This is a genomic window from Fulvivirga sp. (assembly GCF_040218215.1).
Classification (GTDB): Bacteria; Bacteroidota; Bacteroidia; order Cytophagales; family Cyclobacteriaceae; genus Fulvivirga.
The window spans coordinates 57,858-74,974 of the sequence record NZ_JAVJQL010000011.1 but is presented as its reverse complement, the minus strand read 5'-3'; the positions used below and the strand labels follow the sequence as shown (position 1 = coordinate 74,974).

The window sequence follows — 17,117 nt, the reverse complement described above, 5'->3', positions numbered from 1 at the left end:
GTATTAAAACTCTCTGCGGTTCTAAGTGAACTCTGCGGTTTATATTTTTAACCACGCTATAGCAATAAACAATTGAATACATCTAGCTACAAAATAAAACTATTATTCTGGCTGCCTTTGGCCATAATGCTGCTATTCATTCTCAATATTTCTTTGGGCAGTATTACCATTCCTTTCCCTGATGTACTTGCCATTATAACAGGTGGTGAAGGTGATTCCGTGAGCTGGAAAAACATTATTCTCAATTTTAGATTGCCTAAAGCTTTGGCAGCATTAGTTGTTGGGGCGGGGTTATCTATCAGCGGTCTGCAAATGCAAACACTATTTAGAAATCCTTTAGCTGGCCCTTTTGTGCTGGGTATCAGCTCTGGTGCTAGTTTGGGTGTGGCATTATTACTATTGGCAGGTGTTTCTGTCTATGGAGTTGGACTGTTCAATTTCACGAACTGGCTGGTGGCTATAGCAGCCAGCACAGGTTCCGGGTTGGTACTCATACTTGTCATGATTGTTTCGCTTCGTGTGAGAGACAGCATGACATTGTTAATCATCGGGCTGATGTTTGGGAGCCTTACAGGTGCGGTGGTGAGCATCCTACAATATTTCAGTACCGGTGAAGAGGTTCAAGTATATCTGTTCTGGACATTTGGCAGTTTAGGCGGACTGAACTGGAGTGAGGTGCTGATTCTCTCCATTATTCTGCTGGTAGGATTGTCCTTAAATTTTATTCTTGTTAAACCATTAAATGCCTTATTGCTCAGTGAGAACTACGCCAAAAGCCTTGGTTTAAATGTAAAGCAGGCCCGTTTTCTCATCATATTAAGCACCAGTTTATTGGCAGGAAGCATAACAGCATTTTGCGGCCCCATTGCCTTTATAGGGTTAGCAGTTCCTCACCTTACAAGATTACTTTTCAATACTTCTGATCACAAAGTATTGATACCCGCAGTAGCCATGACCGGGGCAATTATTATGTTGGTTTGTGATATGGTAGCGCAGCTTCCGGGTAGTGATATGATTTTACCCATCAATGCCATCACCTCATTACTTGGAGCTCCTGTGGTGATATGGATAATCCTTAGAAGAGGATCAATGAAAAACACTTTTGCAGGCTAATGGTGAATAGTGAATTCATATTGTCCACAAAGAATTTAGCCATTGGTTATGGCAAGCATCCTAATCAAAATGTGATTATGGATAATCTTGACCTTAACCTGTTTTCGGGGCAACTGGTCTGCTTCATGGGCCCTAATGGTGTAGGGAAATCCACGCTGATTAGAACAATCATTGGTGCTCAGCCTGCTTTAAATGGACAAATATTTTTCAATAACCAAAACTCCTCTGACATCAGCATTTCAGATATGGCCAAACTGGTCAGTGTGGTTTTGACCGACAAAATCAATGCGGGCAATATGACTGCTCAGGAATTGATTGCAATGGGAAGATATCCACATTTGGGATGGTCTGTGAGTTTATCAAAATCAGACCTTAAGATTATAGACAACTGCATAGACCAAACTAATATTAATGACTTAAGGCATCGAAAAATTTACGAGTTGAGTGATGGTCAATTGCAAAAGGTGATGATAGCCAGAGCCCTTTGTCAGGATACTCCGATTATGATTTTAGATGAGCCTACTGCACATCTCGATTTAAACAACCGTGTGGAAGTCATCAACTTATTGAGCGATCTGGCGAAACCCACTAATAAAGCTATACTAATGGCTACGCATGAGCTGGATTTAGCACTTCAGTCGGCAGATAGAATCTGGCTGGCAGGACCTGGAGAGCCAATTATTGATGGTTTTCCAGAAGACCTAGTATTGAACGGAAAAATTGATCAGGTTTTCGGATTAAAGGGATTTGACCTTAAAACGGGTAGACTCGAAAAGCAATTAGGCAAAGGAGAAGTAACATTAATTGGTGATAGCCATGAATACCTTTGGACTAAAAATGCGTTAGAAAGATATGGCTATGCCGTGGTTGACAATGCAACTATTTCTATCACCATACAACCTGAGGAAACATTGACCTGGCATATAAAAAATAAGGGTGAACACACTGTGAACACCCTTGAAGAATTGATTAGTCTACTTTAATTACTCCTCATTCAACGACCAGTTGTACTCATAATACCCAACAGCATAATTTGAAGCTATAGGTGCATTTCTGTATTTATTGATAAACTCAATCACAGAGTTTTCACCATTCATAGTGAAATCTTTGTTATACCAATCGAATATTTTGGAGAGTAAAACCTTCTTTTCTGTAGGCTTCACAATAAGCCAGTCTTTATTATTCAAAGCCAACTTGGTTCTTGTCGTCAGTTGCTCATCCATTGTATCTGGTATAAAGGCAAAGTTTGCTAAAGGAGGACAGCTTTTAGCGGCACAGGCCAGTGCGAAATGAATTCTTGGGTCTTTGTAAGTCAGGATCAGCTTCTTGATTTCAAGGAAATTCAAGGTCATTGGCTCACCAGCCACTTTATGTTTCACCTTATCGAAAAACCCACTCTGATCAAGCGGAGACTTTAACGGATAGTATTTGGCTACCTGATAGATCACTATCAAATTATAGGCATTCGCATAAAATGCCTTCTTCTGTTTTTCATCGGCTGATGCCAGATTCATAGTTTCGATATCAGTGTACAAGGACTGAATTTCGACATTATTCGCCTTGATGCTTTTATAAGCCACCTTGCCATCATGGACATACTTCTTAAAAAATGCCTCTGACTTGTTAAAAAATCCGGATAAGTCAGCAGCCTCCACAATTCCTCCAAGGAAAATAATACTGAACATTAGAACTGTCTTTTTCATAGTTTTTTAATTTAGGTGACTGCATTTACGCACATGCTTGCTGCGGAGTTTGTCAGTCATCAGACACATGAGGTTTTTTAACCCAAATTATGCTCTAAGCATAATTTGCCTTCCAAGGCAGACGAAAGCTTTGCTTTGTCTGGGTTAACCCAGACAAAAATTTCCTGAAACAGGAATTTTTCGTCAATATGCAATAGAATATTTTACTTGATTTATTGCAAATATTCTATTGCATGATGCGGGTTTAACACAACCATCGTTCCGTATGCCAATCCTGAGCCATAATTATTGTAACTTAATCTCAGTATGTCAATGTGCAGACAAAACGTGATGATCATAAAACGATAATTGCCAACATGGCGTAAACGCACAGATCGCAAAAGAAAAAGAACCAATATGAAACATGTGGTAATAATAGGTAATGGTATTGCAGGCGTAACTGCTGCCAGGCATATCCGAAAACAAAGTGATTTTGACATTACCATAATATCTGCTGAGTCTGATTACTTCTGGTCCCGCACAGCATTGATGTATGTGTATATGGGGCATATGAAACTGAAACATACTCAGCCGTATGAGAACTGGTTTTGGGAAAAGAATAAAATCAACCTTGTTAATGACTATGTAAAAACCATAGACCATGCGAATAAAAAGGTGGTATTGGACAAGTCGGAAGCCATGACTTATGATGTGCTTATAATTGCTACAGGTGCTAAACCGAATAAGTTTGGCTGGCCCGGCCAGGATTTGGAAGGTGTGAGTGGTATGGTCAGTCAGCAGGATCTGGCTTATATTGAGAAATACACAAAGAACATCAACAGAGGGGTAATTGTCGGTGGCGGACTGATTGGTGTTGAACTTGCTGAGATGCTGGCTTCCAGAAATATACCGGTATCATTTCTTGTGCGCGAAGCAGAATTTTGGGACAATGTACTTCCCCAGCAAGAAGCTTCTATGATCAGCAGACATATAAAAGAGCATCATATTGACCTGAGACTCAAAACTGAGTTGAAGGAAATTATAGCCGATGAAAATGGCCGGGTCAAAGCGGTAATTACTGGCGATGGTAAAGAAATACCCTGTCAATTTGTAGGGTTGACCGCAGGTGTGAGCCCTAATATTGAAATGGTTAAAAACTCAGGTATTGAAACCAAACGTGGTGTGTTGGTTGATGAGTTTATGGAGACTAATATTCCTGATGTATACGCCATTGGCGATTGCGCTGAAAGGCGCGTACCTGCAGCTGGTCGGGCACCTGTTGAGCAGGTTTGGTACACCGGCAGAATGATGGGTGAGACAGTAGCCAAAACCATTTGCGGAGAAAAGACCGAATATCTACCCGGGCATTGGTTTAATTCTGCCAAATTCTTTGACATCGAATACCAGACCTATGGTCGGGTGTGGAATAAGTTGAAGGAAAATGAAGCGGAATTCTACTGGGAGCATGCCTCTGGAAAAATTGCCATGCACTTTGTATATGACCAAACTTCGAAGAAATTCCTTGGAGTAAATACATTTGGCATCAGGCTACGCCATGAAGTGTTTGACAGATGGCTAAAACAGGAAGCAGATATTTTTACTGTGCTGTCAGGTTTAAGGGAAGCTAACTTCGATCCGGAGTTTTTCAAGCGCTACGAAGAAGAAATAGTATCAGCATTTAATGCCGATCATCCGGGTAATGAGGTAGTGCTAAAAGGAAAGAAAAGTTTAATAGAAAAAATATTCGGGTAATGAAAATCATAAAATCTATAGGCCTTTTATTATTTATCGCAGGCTTCTCAATATTTATCAGCACTTTTTTTACGGCTAATTATAAACTATCTGAAGATGTGCTTTCTGCACAACTGGGTGATGCAGCAAAAGTTGAGAGTTTTAAAGAACATGCTGACTTCATAGGAGAAAGCATTACATCAAATTTTGCTTTTGTTGCCAAACTTGATGAGGTCTTCAATAGCGTGAATCAGGAAAAACTATCACAATTTGGCATCAGTGAAACCGAAATTGATAAACTCGTTAATTCAAATCAGGGAAAGTTCGATATCAACACCATCTCACTATTTGGTGATGATGAGACCGGCCAATACAAGCAAAAGACCTTTAAAGATTATGGTGGCTGGCTTGACGGCCGTGAATTCGGAAGTCAGGAAGAGATGCGAAGTCAGATTTCCAATGTAGTAGAGAACATCAAAAAATATCAAATTGTAAATGAAAAGGGATTTGATAAATACAAAATCAAAGACCTGAAATATAGCATCACTAAAGCCTCAAGTATTGGTAAGGTTTCCGATAGTCCTGGTTTATTTCTACTGCTTACCTATGTGCTGTGCATTGTAGGGGCACTGATGTACATTCTGCCAAAAATTGAGGATGGTCCTCCGGGAATTAAAAACGATGGCATTTTTCATAGTGCCATGAAAAATGTTGGCTGGCTAGGTATTTTGACCGGTTCATTCCTAATTGTCTTCTACATCGTTCTGTATTTCTATCCGGAATATATGACCAATTGGATCATTATGGTTGACCCTGTAAGTCAGTTTTTAAAAGGCTCGGATGCAGGTCGTTTCTTTCTTTACGGTTTCATTTATACACTCTGCATTTTGGTCATGGGCGTACGAATGATCATCAAATACAGACATTCAAAATATCAGATTGTCCGCACCTTTTCAGTGATGTTTTTCCAAACGGCTTTTGCTTTTTTAATACCAGAAATCCTGTTGAGACTTAATCAGCCTTACTTCGATTTCAAAAACATTTGGCCGCTGGATTATGACTTTTTCTTTGACAATGAACTTAACACGCTCATGGCCAATGGGTCCATTGGTATATTCATGCTGGGCTGGGGCATTGCTTTGATCATCATTGGAGTGCCTGTTTTTGTCTACTTTTTTGGCAAAAGATGGTACTGTTCGTGGGTTTGTGGCTGCGGTGGCCTGGCCGAAACTTTGGGTGACCCATACCGACAGCTATCAGATAAGTCGTTAAAAGCCTGGAAAGTTGAGCGCTGGATGATCCATGCCGTGCTGGCCTTCGCCATAGTTATGACCGGTGGTGTTTTATATACTTACTGGACAGGCAGCAGCGAATTATTTGGTGTCAGTTCTTATGATGTGCGTTCGGTTTATGGCGCATGGATAGGCGCTGGTTTTGCCGGAGTGGTTGGCACAGGATTTTATCCTTTGATGGGTAACCGAGTGTGGTGCCGATTTGGTTGTCCACTTGCTGCATATTTAGGCATTGTACAAAGATTCAAATCAAGATTTAGAATAACCACCAATGGTGGGCAATGCATCAGCTGTGGTAACTGCAGCACCTATTGCGAAATGGGAATTGATGTAAGATGGTACGCACAGCGTGGTCAGAATATAGTTCGCTCTTCTTGTGTTGGCTGTGGCGTGTGCTCTTCAGTATGCCCACGAGGAGTATTGAATCTTGAAGATGCAGATCCTGATTCAAGATTCTCTGAGCCTTTGTTGATTGGTAATGATGGAGTGAAGATTAAAAGTTAGTTGGTAGTAGTAAGTGTTTAGTAGTAAGTATTGAGTAATAAGCAGAGTACTTAGCTTGTAGGATACAGCTGTATTGAATAATTCCTTAACGGCTTTCAGTAAGTTATAAGGCTATTTAATGTTAAAGAGTCATATCCAGGATTTAATCATTTTGTTTGAAAGTCAATGAATTCGCAAGTTGGTTGGTAAAAAATCTTGTCAATTGCAACTAAATACAGTTACTTTGGGTTGTGTCTAAGAAGGAAAAACTTATTAGCAGGTTTTTAAGTATGCCATCAGACTTTCATTATGATGAGATGGTGAAGTTGTTAGGCTATTTTGGTTTTAGTGAAGTAAAAATTGGTAAGACATCAGGTTCTCGTGTGAAGTTTGAAAATAAAGATGGCACTCCAATCATGCTTCATAAACCGCATCCTTCAGGGATAATGAAAAAGTACCAAATGAAGCAAGTTAAAGAATTATTAGAGTTATGAAATATCTGGAATACAAAGGTTATACAGGAAGTATAGAGTATAGTGCTGAGGATAACTTACTCTATGGGCAGGTATTAGGTGTGAGAGGATTAATCTCTTATGAAGGAGATACCGGCAAGTCTCTAGAACAAGATTTTAAAGAAGCTATTGACACTTATTTGGCTGATTGTAAAGCCTCAGGAAAAACACCCGAAAAGCCCTTCAAAGGAAGTTTTAATGTGAGAATACCCGCCAATCTACATCAAAAGGCTGCCTTACTGGCCATGGAAGCTAAAACTTCTTTAAACAGTTTTGTTGCTGAAGCCATCAGGTCTAGAGTAACCAAAGAGCATGCATAACCCAAAGCACTGATCCGGAATCAAGATTCTCTGAGCCTTTGTTGATTGGCAATGACGGAGTGAAGATTAATGGTTAGTTGGTAGTAGTAAGTGTTGAGTAGTAAGTAATAACCAGAGTATTTAACTTGTTGGATACACCTACATATTGAATAATTACTTAACGGCTTTCAGTCAATTATAAGGCTATTTAATATTAAAGAGTTATGGCCAGGGTTTAATTGTTTTGTTTGAAAGTCAGGGTAAATTATTGCTTATTTTGTTTGAAAGTCAGGGCATTTTGAAATTATTACTCCTTGAAACTATAAAATGATGAAGAGAAGATTAATGGTTAGTCTTTAAAATATCATCTGCATATAATTTGAAATAGGCCTATTTTAGATGAACAAACCTATTATCAGATGTCAAGAGTTGTCAAAATCATTATTGGGGTAATTGCAGTTCTTGCTGCAGCCTTCTTTGTATTTAGAACTCCTGATATACCAATGGAGGAGATCAAAACTAAATATGCAGATGAAGCATCTCAATACATTCAGGTAGATGGATTAAATGTTCATTACAAACAAGAAGGCTCAGGGCCAAACCTGCTGTTACTGCACGGCACTGCTGCTTCGCTGCACACCTGGGATGGATGGGTAAATGAATTAAAGAATGATTTCCGGATCACCAGACTAGACTTGCCTGCTTTTGGAATAACCGGTGCACATCCTGACGGTGACTACTCAATGGATTTTTATATCACCTTCTTAGATAAATTCATCTCACAATTAGAACTCGATACCATTTTTCTCGCTGGCAATTCTTTGGGTGCAGGTATAAGTTGGAGCTACACCCTCAACCATCCTGACAAAGTGAAAAAGCTTATTCTTCTTGATGCAGCCGGCTACCCATCAGGGGAAACTCCTTTTGTATTTAAGCTTGCCAAAAATGATATCACTGCCGGATTATTAAAGAACATAACGCCCAGATCATTTATTGAAAAAAATATAAAAGAGGTTTATTATGATGACTCGAAAATCACCGAGAAGCTCATTGACCGATATTATGAGCTGGCGCTGGCTCAAGGAAACAGACAGGCTTTTGTAGACAGGGCCAGAACGCAAATGACCTATGAGTATGATCGAATACTGGAGATTAAAACACCAACATTAATTATGTGGGGCCAATATGATGAATGGATTAATGTTGACAATGCACACTCCTTTGATCTGGATTTGCCCAACAGCGAGCTTACCATTTATGAGTGCGGACATATGCCAATGGAAGAATTGCCTGCTCAAACAGCGATGGACGCAAGGGGATTTTTGACAATGGAATGAGCTTAAAGCTAGTTTGTTAGAAATGATGAGGTTATGATTAGTGGTAAGATGAGAGTAGTAAGTAATAAGTGTTGAGTAGTAAGTATTTAGTAGTAAGCACAATACTTAGCTTGTAGGATATAGCTGCATTGTGAATAATTACTTAACGGCTTTCAGTAAGTTATGAGGCCATTTGACGTGAGCTGGATATAAAATTATTTATCCCAGAGCGTCTTCCAGGAAATTTTATTCCTTCGTTTTCGATAAGGAATAAAATTATCTGGAATCTCCCAAGTGAAATGCGTGATAAAAATGAATACTCCGTTTCTAACAATCTTTTGTACTTTGCTTGTTCATTCAAGTTTAAAAAAGTAGCTTAATCAGGTTTATTTAAATAGAAGTAGCTTTTAACAAAGAATCCTATAATGATTTTAACATGAAATTATTAAGAATACATAGCTATTTAGTTGATGCCGGTAAGGGGTTAGTTGATCAACCATTTATAAAGGGAACTGAACTGACTGGCAATACTAGTAAGATGTATAAGATGTTAGAAAATATATTTTTAAGCTCTCTTTCAGAATGCAAATATGATATAGCTTTTAATCGAGGTGAAGATGGGCTTCAAAACAATAAAACAAGGTCAATAATTTTAGATTATGTCAATCAAAATTCCTTAGATAATGGAAGAGAGATTGCAAAGCGCTTACAAGAAGTTACAACTGGAAGGTCTGGACTTGGTTTACTATTTATTATATATGGTGAAAATAATACTAAAAAAAGAGTTGTAATATCCAGATTTGCTGCAAATACTGGTGTTCTAGCAGATGAACAAAGTGGAACTATAACAATTGAGTATGTCGAAAGGGTATTTATGAAATCTGATAAAGCATATAAAGCAGCCGTGTATGAAGATTCCGATGCCAAAGGCGGGTTTTGGAATGGTAAAGCCGTTGACAAGCAAATTAATAATGACTTACAAATATCAGAATATTGGATAAATGAATTCCTTCAATCTGATTTTAGAACTACTGGCACTAGAGGCACTAGATACCTTTCAAATAGTCTTAAAAAAGCCATTAGCAGTGCTGAATCCGTTGAAATTAAAGAGGAACTTTCTGCCGTTGTAAATTTACTTAGGGGCTTTGATGGAAAAACATTCAGTGCATCAAGTCTATTGAAAAGGTTATCAGTAAGTGATGAAGCAACTGAAATATTAAAAAACAACTATCAAAAAGATGCCTTTGATCTTCAATTTCAATTAAACTATAATGATCTATCAAGACCGCTAGCCTATAAAACAATTGAACTAAACAATGGAGCACGATTGTCCGCAACAAATGATGAATTTGACAAGGTTTTCAAGAAGACTAATCTTGAGAATAACAAAGTTGAATATTCAACAAAGGGTGAAGTAAAAAATCAAAAATTAGGTAGAGGTAAGTGAAAGGTGTAAGAGAACAATATATTGAAAGATATGAAAAAATCCTGCCTTCAATTGTTAAGGATATAAATGATGACATCATGGAAATTCTAGATAATTTTGAAAGAATTGACCGTGTATCCGTTAGACCAAAATCAGTAGATAAGTTTTTTAATAAGGCCAATAAAAAAAATGATGATGGTTCTTTGAAGTATACTGATCCCTTAAGCCAAATTCAAGATCAAATAGGTGCAAGGATAATATGTTTTTATCTCCAAGATGTTCAGCCAATTTCGGATGAAATTAGTAAGAATTATCATTCTATTGAAGAAGTAGATTTAATTCCAGAATCTGAAAATGAATTTGGTTATTTCGGCAAACATTTTGTATTCAGCATCCCTCCTAATTTTGTAAACAAATATCAAGAACCCCCAACATTATTTGAGCTTCAGATAAAGACTTTGTACCAACATGCCTGGTCCGAAGCAAATCATGATTTAGCGTATAAAGCAGAAAAGTCTCTGACTACCGACCAAAAAAGAAAAATTGCTTTTACAGCTGCTCAGTCTTGGGGCGCTGATCAAATATTTAAAGAGCTCTTTGGAGATTTATCTAACTAGGAAACTTTGTTTATGTTGCAAACAATTCTTTGATTTTCCATTTTAAAAAAAACTTCAATAATTTAATATTCTGGAAAGACCAATTTCCCTCCTTTTCCAACTCCTCTAATTTAAATAGGGTGGAGATTAGTTAAATCTAAAAAATTCTTTGAGTTCGATTTCTATCATTTAAGAGCCAATGAGCAAGATATAGCCTTATATTTGATTATTTAAATTAAATCAAACATGAAAAAATATTGGTACATCATATTTAGTCTTTTAGGATTGCTATTTATTTATGCCATATATAAATCTGAGTCATCGAGGCTAAAGGAAATATCAAAATATGACAGTCTTAAAGAAGAAGATTGGAAAGGTAAAGAGTACTACCCTAGCTATGAATTAAAAAAAGAACCTATTCTTTCCGAAGATGAAGAAAAGGATAATTACGAATCAAATCAAAATAAACTCTTTGCTTACAATGGTGCGATTGAGGTCATAAAAGAAAGGTTAATTTCTCCATCAACTGCAAAGTTTCCTAGTTTACAAGACAGGCTTAAGCAAATTACCTACATAGGTAAAGGTAAATACTCAATTGATTCATGGGTTGATAGCCAAAATTCATACGGTGCGATAATCAGATCAAGGTTTTCATGTGTAATTGAAATTACTGAAGAGTCCATGAACCTAGTGGAAGTCTACATTGAATGAAAACTGTCCTCAATCCATTTTTATCAATATCTGCTGCACCACGTCCCTCATATTTTCTTAATGAATAAAAGCCCCCTATTCATAAGCATTAATTAACAGGAAGTATTTATTATTGGCAGATGTCAGAAGATCTAAAAAAAGCCATTGAAAAAACGGTAGACAAAATTCTAGCTATAGAAAGTGCCCATAAAGATTTACCCATATTAAAAACCAATAATCCTTCAGAACTTCGTGAAGTCATTGGCGCAGAGCTGCCTCAAGACGCTGTTTCATTTGATGCTTTACTCCATGATTTTGAAACTCAGATCGCTCCATTCTTAAACAGGAACACTTCGCCAAAATATGCTGCCTACATCACTGGAAGTGGCAATGGCATCGGTCCGGTGGCAGAGTTTATCAAAGGATATTATAACCAAAATGCGCTGAAGTGGAACAACTCTCCTATTGCTAATGAATTGGAGCAGCTGGTCATAAAATGGATTGCTGATTTTATTCAGCTTCCTGCCTACAACAAGGGTTTTTTGACTTCGGGAGGTTCTATGTCCAACCTTATGGCTTTGCATTTGGCATTGGCCAAACATTGCCCCGAAAGAGAGCAAAAGGGCTTTTACAATCAGCAGCCATTAACGGTTTATTGTTCCAACCAAACACACTCGAGCATAGAGCGTGCTATGGTTTTTCTGGGTTTGGGCCGTGACTATCTAAGAAAGATAGAAGTCAATGACCGCTACCAGATGGATGTGCCCCAATTGAAATCAGCCATTAAAAAGGACATTGCAGCCGGCCTCAAACCACTAGCGATAATAGCCAATGCCGGCACTACTAACACAGGCAGTATCGATGACCTGGAAGCAGTGGGTGAGATTGCCAGGCAATTCAACATTTGGTATCATGTTGATGGTGCCTATGGTCTGCCTGCAAGGGCACTGGAAAACCATTTTGAGAAGTTCAATGGAGTGGAATTGGCAGATTCGATCATCATCAATCCGCATAAGTGGATGTATGTGCCTTTTGAAGCCAGCTGTGTTTTAGTAAAAGAAATACCCAAAGCCATCCACTTCGAGCCGGACTATTTATATACAGAAAACAAAGGGAGTCGCATTGAGTCTTCTGAGCATACCATTGAACTGTCCAAAGAATTTAAGGCCCTGAAAATATGGTTTACCCTTAAATATTATGGGGCAAAGCAGTTAGGTCAGTTTGTTGAAAATGATATCACGCTGATTGCTCACCTGGGCGAGCAGCTGGGTAAACATAAACATATTGAAATTGAGAAGGAGCACGCGCTTTCTATCATTTGCTTCAGGTGGTTTGATCCATCGGCTAGTGATGACGTAAATGAAAGCATCAATATCAATGCCTTACGCACCATTGAAAAGGAAGGTGAGATCTTTATAACAGGCACCAAACTGAAAGGCAAAACTTATTTAAGGGCATATTTTGGCAACCCTAACAGGACCAAAGAAGATGTTGATTATATGGTGAGCAAGATTATGGGTACATTTCAGCGCACTATTCATTAAAGTCCAAAGGCTTAAGTACACGCAACCGTAGTATGTCACACCAATCTTTGAAAAGCTCAACAACTTTTTTAACTTGTTCGGGGTTCTTATATTTGATTACGTTTGCGGTAGGATATGAAACAAGTAACACTTAAAATTCCCGACAATAAATATCAGTTTTTCATGGAGCTGGTCAGAAATCTTGGATTTGATGAAATCGAGGACTTTGATGTACCTGAAGAACATAAAAACATTGTAAAAGAACGTATCAAGAATTCCAAGACGGAGGAATTAATTCCTTGGCAAGACGCCCGCAAGCAACTCCGTTTTAAAGACAAATCTTAAAAATGGCATATAGCATTGTTATAGAGCCTGCTGCTATACAGGACATTCAGCAAGCTATTGACTATTATGATGAACAACAGATCGGGCTGAGTAAAAAATTTGAAACTTCCCTAAACAAACAACTTGTCTCTATTGCGAAAAACCCATTCTATCAAGTTCGATATGACAATGTGCATTGCCTGCCCCTAAAAAACATCCTTATATGGTGCATTTTACCATTGATGAAGCATCTCAAACTATAACCATAAGAGCCGTTTTCCATACTTCTCGCAGTCCGGAAAATTGGAAAGATAGATGACCAAGTCCCAGATAACCTGTTAGGTTTTTAAAAGCTATTATCTAAATATTAAATTTCAAGTTTAACAATTTTCGAATCTAAAATTTCACTATATTGTGAATTATGAAAAATCTACTTGCAATTTTGATAGTGTTGATTTGTGCTGGACAGGCTATTGCTCAGGACAAAATCTACAAGAAAGATAAGTCTGTTATCGAGTGCAAAATAGTTGAAATCGGCCTTGATGAGATAAAATATGTTGACCACCTACTAGAGGACAGTCCTATAATCTCTATAGCCATAGATGATCTATCCAAAATCGAGCTGAGCAGCGGCAGGGTCATTGAATTTAAAGATCGACTTACTGACCCCAACTCTTATGCAGATGATAGAAAGGTAGCTTTGAAATTTCACTTCTTATCTCCTCTCATGGAGCATATAGGTTTCTCCTATGAGCGTAGCATAAAACCAGGAAGTAGTTTTGAGTCAGAGATCGGAATCATAGGTATTGGTTTTAACACAAATCGTGAAGTGCGCAGTAACGGTATCTATATTTCTGCAGGTTATAAATTTCTTAAAACCCCTGATTTCTACTCCAAGAGGTTTAAGTATTCTCATATCTTAAAAGGTGCATATGTTAAACCACAGTTGATATTTACAGCATATGAGTTAAATAATGAAAGGTATGACCCGTTTGGAAACGCCTATGATAATAAGGAAAATGTAGTTGCAGGAGCCTTTATTATGAACCTTGGTAGCCAAACAGTATATAACAACCTGTTTCTAATTGATTACTCTGTAGGGGTAGGTTATGGCTTCTCAAGTCAATCTAACTCAAGTGATGATTATAACTCTTATAGGGCAAATCACTATGCGTTTTTGTTGGGAAGTTCTGATGTGCCTTTGGCGATAACAGGAAAAATAAAACTAGGAATCCTTATCAAATAACAGCTTCAATAATTTATAACTTGCTTTGCTTTTCCGGCAATTACTTCCTGTACCCTCTTGCCCTGAATCTTGCTCTCCAGCCATGAGATGATGTCGAAATAGATAAATGCCCTTTTCTCAAAGGGTCTGTTTTGCAGCGGAATTAAAAGGTTGAGCAGCTTCTCAAATTCAGGCACCAGATCATCTTCAGAGAACTCCCCTGCCAGCTTTCTGATAAAGCTTAAAATCGCCTTTTGGAAGCGGTACAAGTCATCTTTCTTCAGCATAAATCTGTAAGTAGAGCGGATGTAGTAATCAATCACATCCATATTGCCCAGCTCATAATGACAGATCAGGTTAAGGATTCGGGCAAAGGAATGTATATCTTCCCTCAGGTCAATATTATCTGAATTTAGGATCCGGTTAAGCCATTGAATGGCATCCCTGTAATTATCATTTCCAAAATACAGACATGCCACTTTATAAAATAATATGATCCTTGAGTGATTGTCCAGCTGATCAATAAAATCCTCTAACCCGGGCTTAATCCTGTTCATCAAAGAAACACCTGCTTTAAAATCGCCCAGCATGAATATCCTGTTAAACTCATGCACATAGGTATATTTCAGAAGCTTTAGTCGAATGTTTTCGTTCATCAGGTTTTTAGGGTAATGCCTGATCTCCCGCAGCCTCCGCGATGTATTGACAAATTTTTTGTACTTGTTCAACTTGTATTGACCAATCATCAAACTATTTATGGCATTGAGATAAGTTTCTGTCCTGCTCAACCGCAACTCTTTGTGCGCATCATAAAGCCTTACCCACTTCAATGCCGTTTGGTAGCCCTGCTCAAAATCCTGAATAAAGAAATAATAGCCCGTGTAAAGGTTATAAAGACTTATTTTTTCATTTAGCGATAATGACTCTTCATCATAATCCAAAATGTTTGATTTGATAATCCTGTTAATAGAATCTAAATCACTCTGACTTCTTATATAGCCAATTTTAGTATAAATAGAGTTCAGCTGAGCTGTCAAATTGGTAAAGGTATTGACATTGTTAATACGCTGATTTACATCCCTCACATCTTCAATAATCCTGTTCACCCGTGACTCAGTATCTGCACCAATGGTCTGCATGAGTATAATCTTCTCCCACTTCAAGATCTCAAGCTGAAGCTCGAGATTATCAATCTTCTGCGCCTTGCGTTTGGCCTTCTTCAGAATATCCACACATTGCTCATATAAACTCCTGTTAAACAAGAGCTGTGCATGATCAATCATTTCCCTGATCTGAATATCAATTACACTCTTCTGGTTGTACTGCCTTATACTCTGGAGCAGCTTTTTATACAGGTGAGCCTTCAGGTTAGAAAGCTGCTGTTTCTTAATCTCAGGTGCTTTTTTAATGATGCCCAGTTCATCGTATTCCCTTTGACCATCGATTATTTCAAAAAGCCTGAGGTACTTCATATCACTTGAGTCAAGCTCCGTTTGCAACTTGAAATACCGCTTCTCCGATTGTTTTAGCGACTTTATCAAATGAAAGAGTGCCTCAGAACCTTCTTTAGACATCGTAATTAATTAAAGTATTTTTCAATCTATTTAACTCAAATATGAGCTTTTTAAAATTTTAATCACAATTAGAAATCGTAATTAATCAAATATTTGGTCTTTCCATAGGCTGGCATATAAGATACATTTGATATCAAAGTCATTGCAATAAATTTTACAAGAGCCTATGAGTGACAAGATTCAGATTTTCGATACCACACTTAGAGATGGTGAGCAGGTCCCCGGCTGTGGGCTAAATAAAAAAGAAAAAATAATAATCACAGAAGCACTGGAAAATCTCGGTGTTGATGTAATAGAAGCAGGTTTCCCCATCTCAAGTCCTGGTGATTTTGAATCAGTTCAGGCCATAGCAGCAACAGTTAAAAATGCAACAGTTTGTGGCTTATCGCGAGCGGTGCAAAAAGATATAGAATGTGCAGCAGAAGCATTAAAAAAAGCAAAAAGACCTAGGATTCACACGGGGCTCGGCACTTCTGATCAGCACGTAATGACCAAATTAAAGATCACACGTGAAGAGGTTTTGGAAAGGGCCAAAGCTTGCGTGTCATACGCCAAGAAATTTGTAGAGGATGTTGAATTCTATGCAGAAGATGCTGGCAGAACCGACAATGAATTTTTAGCCAAAGTTATCCAGGTAGCTGTTAATGCCGGGGCTACGGTGGTGAACATTCCTGACACAACGGGTTATTGCTTGCCGGAAGAATATGGTCAGAAAATAAAATACCTTGTAGAAAATGTAAATGGTATTGACAGAGTGACCATTTCTACGCATTGCCACAATGACTTGGGTCTTTCTACAGCCAATAGTATTGCCGGCATCCAAAATGGCGCTCGTCAAATCGAATGTACTATTAATGGAGTGGGTGAAAGAGCAGGCAACACTTCTTTGGAGGAAGTTGTCATGATCATGAGAAAGCACAACTGGTTAAATTTTGATACCAACATCAACACAAAACAGCTTTACCCAATCAGCAGATTGGTTTCAGAAACCATGAATATGCCTGTTCAGGCAAATAAAGCCATTGTAGGTAGTAATGCCTTTGCTCACTCATCAGGCATTCATCAGGATGGCGTTATCAAAAACAGAGACAATTACGAAATTATAGACCCCGCAGAAGTTGGGGTCAATAAATCGAGCATAATCCTGACTGCGAGAAGTGGTCGTGCAGCTTTAAACTTCAGATTAGGACAGATTGGAGTGGTGCTTAGCAAGGATGAGTTGGAAGAAACATATCAGAGATTTTTAAGCATGGCAGATGAGATCAATGTCGTCAATGATCCTGATTTGAAGGAGTTAGTTGGAGTTTACGCACATATAAATCTTTAACCGG

Annotated in this window: 17 protein-coding genes; 15 read left to right on the top strand and 2 right to left on the bottom strand. The window is 38.2% G+C overall.

The window, feature by feature from the left end; all coding sequences use genetic code 11:
- Positions 1–72 precede the first annotated feature (72 nt).
- Together RIB54_RS05000 and RIB54_RS04995 are read left to right on the top strand one after the other, a co-directional pair.
- Positions 73–1,113 carry a FecCD family ABC transporter permease gene (locus RIB54_RS05000; RefSeq protein ID WP_350099564.1) on the top strand — a complete coding sequence of 347 codons (1,041 nt, stop codon included), beginning with the start codon at positions 73–75 and terminating at the stop codon, positions 1,111–1,113.
- On the top strand, positions 1,113–2,096 hold the full coding sequence (locus tag RIB54_RS04995; RefSeq protein WP_350099563.1) for an ABC transporter ATP-binding protein: 984 nt from the start codon (positions 1,113–1,115) through the stop codon (positions 2,094–2,096). Before RIB54_RS05000 ends, RIB54_RS04995 begins: the two co-directional genes overlap by 1 nt.
- Here RIB54_RS04995 and RIB54_RS04990 read toward each other — a convergent pair whose 3' ends face one another.
- On the bottom strand, positions 2,097–2,816 hold the full coding sequence (locus RIB54_RS04990; protein ID WP_350065513.1) for a DUF547 domain-containing protein: 720 nt from the start codon (positions 2,814–2,816) through the stop codon (positions 2,097–2,099).
- 396 nt (positions 2,817–3,212) lie between these two features.
- On the opposite strand from RIB54_RS04990, the gene RIB54_RS04985 reads away from it, so the two are divergent.
- The 12 genes from RIB54_RS04985 to RIB54_RS04930 all read left to right on the top strand — a co-directional run bounded on the left by RIB54_RS04985 (position 3,213) and on the right by RIB54_RS04930 (position 14,233).
- Positions 3,213–4,547, top strand: coding sequence for an NAD(P)/FAD-dependent oxidoreductase (locus RIB54_RS04985; protein WP_350099562.1), 1,335 nt, complete (start codon positions 3,213–3,215; stop codon positions 4,545–4,547).
- Positions 4,547–6,322 (top strand): 4Fe-4S binding protein, encoded by a 1,776-nt coding sequence (locus RIB54_RS04980; protein WP_350099561.1) that lies wholly within the window; start codon positions 4,547–4,549, stop codon positions 6,320–6,322. The genes RIB54_RS04985 and RIB54_RS04980 overlap by 1 nt, the downstream gene beginning before the upstream one ends.
- A gap of 230 nt (positions 6,323–6,552) precedes the next feature.
- Entirely contained in the window at positions 6,553–6,795 is a 243-nt protein-coding gene (locus RIB54_RS04975; RefSeq protein WP_350099560.1) for a type II toxin-antitoxin system HicA family toxin, read from the top strand.
- Entirely contained in the window at positions 6,792–7,133 is a 342-nt protein-coding gene (locus RIB54_RS04970) for a type II toxin-antitoxin system HicB family antitoxin (protein WP_350099559.1), read from the top strand. Before RIB54_RS04975 ends, RIB54_RS04970 begins: the two co-directional genes overlap by 4 nt.
- A gap of 398 nt (positions 7,134–7,531) precedes the next feature.
- Positions 7,532–8,449: an alpha/beta fold hydrolase gene (locus tag RIB54_RS04965; protein WP_350099558.1), complete on the top strand. Its 918-nt coding sequence runs from the start codon at positions 7,532–7,534 to the stop codon at positions 8,447–8,449.
- 415 nt (positions 8,450–8,864) lie between these two features.
- Entirely contained in the window at positions 8,865–9,875 is a 1,011-nt protein-coding gene (locus tag RIB54_RS04960) for a hypothetical protein (protein WP_350099557.1), read from the top strand.
- Entirely contained in the window at positions 9,872–10,471 is a 600-nt protein-coding gene (locus tag RIB54_RS04955; protein WP_350099556.1) for a GTP pyrophosphokinase, read from the top strand. Before RIB54_RS04960 ends, RIB54_RS04955 begins: the two co-directional genes overlap by 4 nt.
- A 225-nt stretch (positions 10,472–10,696) precedes the next feature.
- Positions 10,697–11,161 (top strand): hypothetical protein, encoded by a 465-nt coding sequence (locus tag RIB54_RS04950; protein WP_350099555.1) that lies wholly within the window; start codon positions 10,697–10,699, stop codon positions 11,159–11,161.
- 119 nt (positions 11,162–11,280) lie between these two features.
- A complete protein-coding gene (locus tag RIB54_RS04945; protein ID WP_350099554.1) occupies positions 11,281–12,684 on the top strand; it encodes a pyridoxal phosphate-dependent decarboxylase family protein in 1,404 nt (467 codons plus the stop codon).
- Positions 12,685–12,798: 114 nt separating this feature from the next.
- The gene (locus RIB54_RS04940; protein WP_350065498.1) at positions 12,799–13,008 is read left to right on the top strand and encodes a hypothetical protein; all 210 of its coding nucleotides are present in this window, start codon (positions 12,799–12,801) and stop codon (positions 13,006–13,008) included.
- Between the two features lie 2 nt (positions 13,009–13,010).
- Complete coding sequence (locus RIB54_RS04935) at positions 13,011–13,250, top strand: hypothetical protein (RefSeq protein ID WP_350099553.1); 240 nt, start codon at positions 13,011–13,013, stop codon at positions 13,248–13,250.
- Between the two features lie 158 nt (positions 13,251–13,408).
- The gene (locus RIB54_RS04930; protein ID WP_350099552.1) at positions 13,409–14,233 is read left to right on the top strand and encodes a hypothetical protein; all 825 of its coding nucleotides are present in this window, start codon (positions 13,409–13,411) and stop codon (positions 14,231–14,233) included.
- A 5-nt stretch (positions 14,234–14,238) separates the two neighbouring features.
- Here the strand turns inward: RIB54_RS04930 and RIB54_RS04925 are convergent, their stop codons facing one another.
- Positions 14,239–15,786 (bottom strand): hypothetical protein, encoded by a 1,548-nt coding sequence (locus RIB54_RS04925; RefSeq protein WP_350099551.1) that lies wholly within the window; start codon positions 15,784–15,786, stop codon positions 14,239–14,241.
- 166 nt (positions 15,787–15,952) lie between these two features.
- Here RIB54_RS04925 and RIB54_RS04920 point away from each other — a divergent pair, with 166 nt between their 5' ends.
- Complete coding sequence (locus tag RIB54_RS04920) at positions 15,953–17,113, top strand: 2-isopropylmalate synthase (RefSeq protein WP_350099550.1); 1,161 nt, start codon at positions 15,953–15,955, stop codon at positions 17,111–17,113.
- Positions 17,114–17,117: the final 4 nt, after the last annotated feature.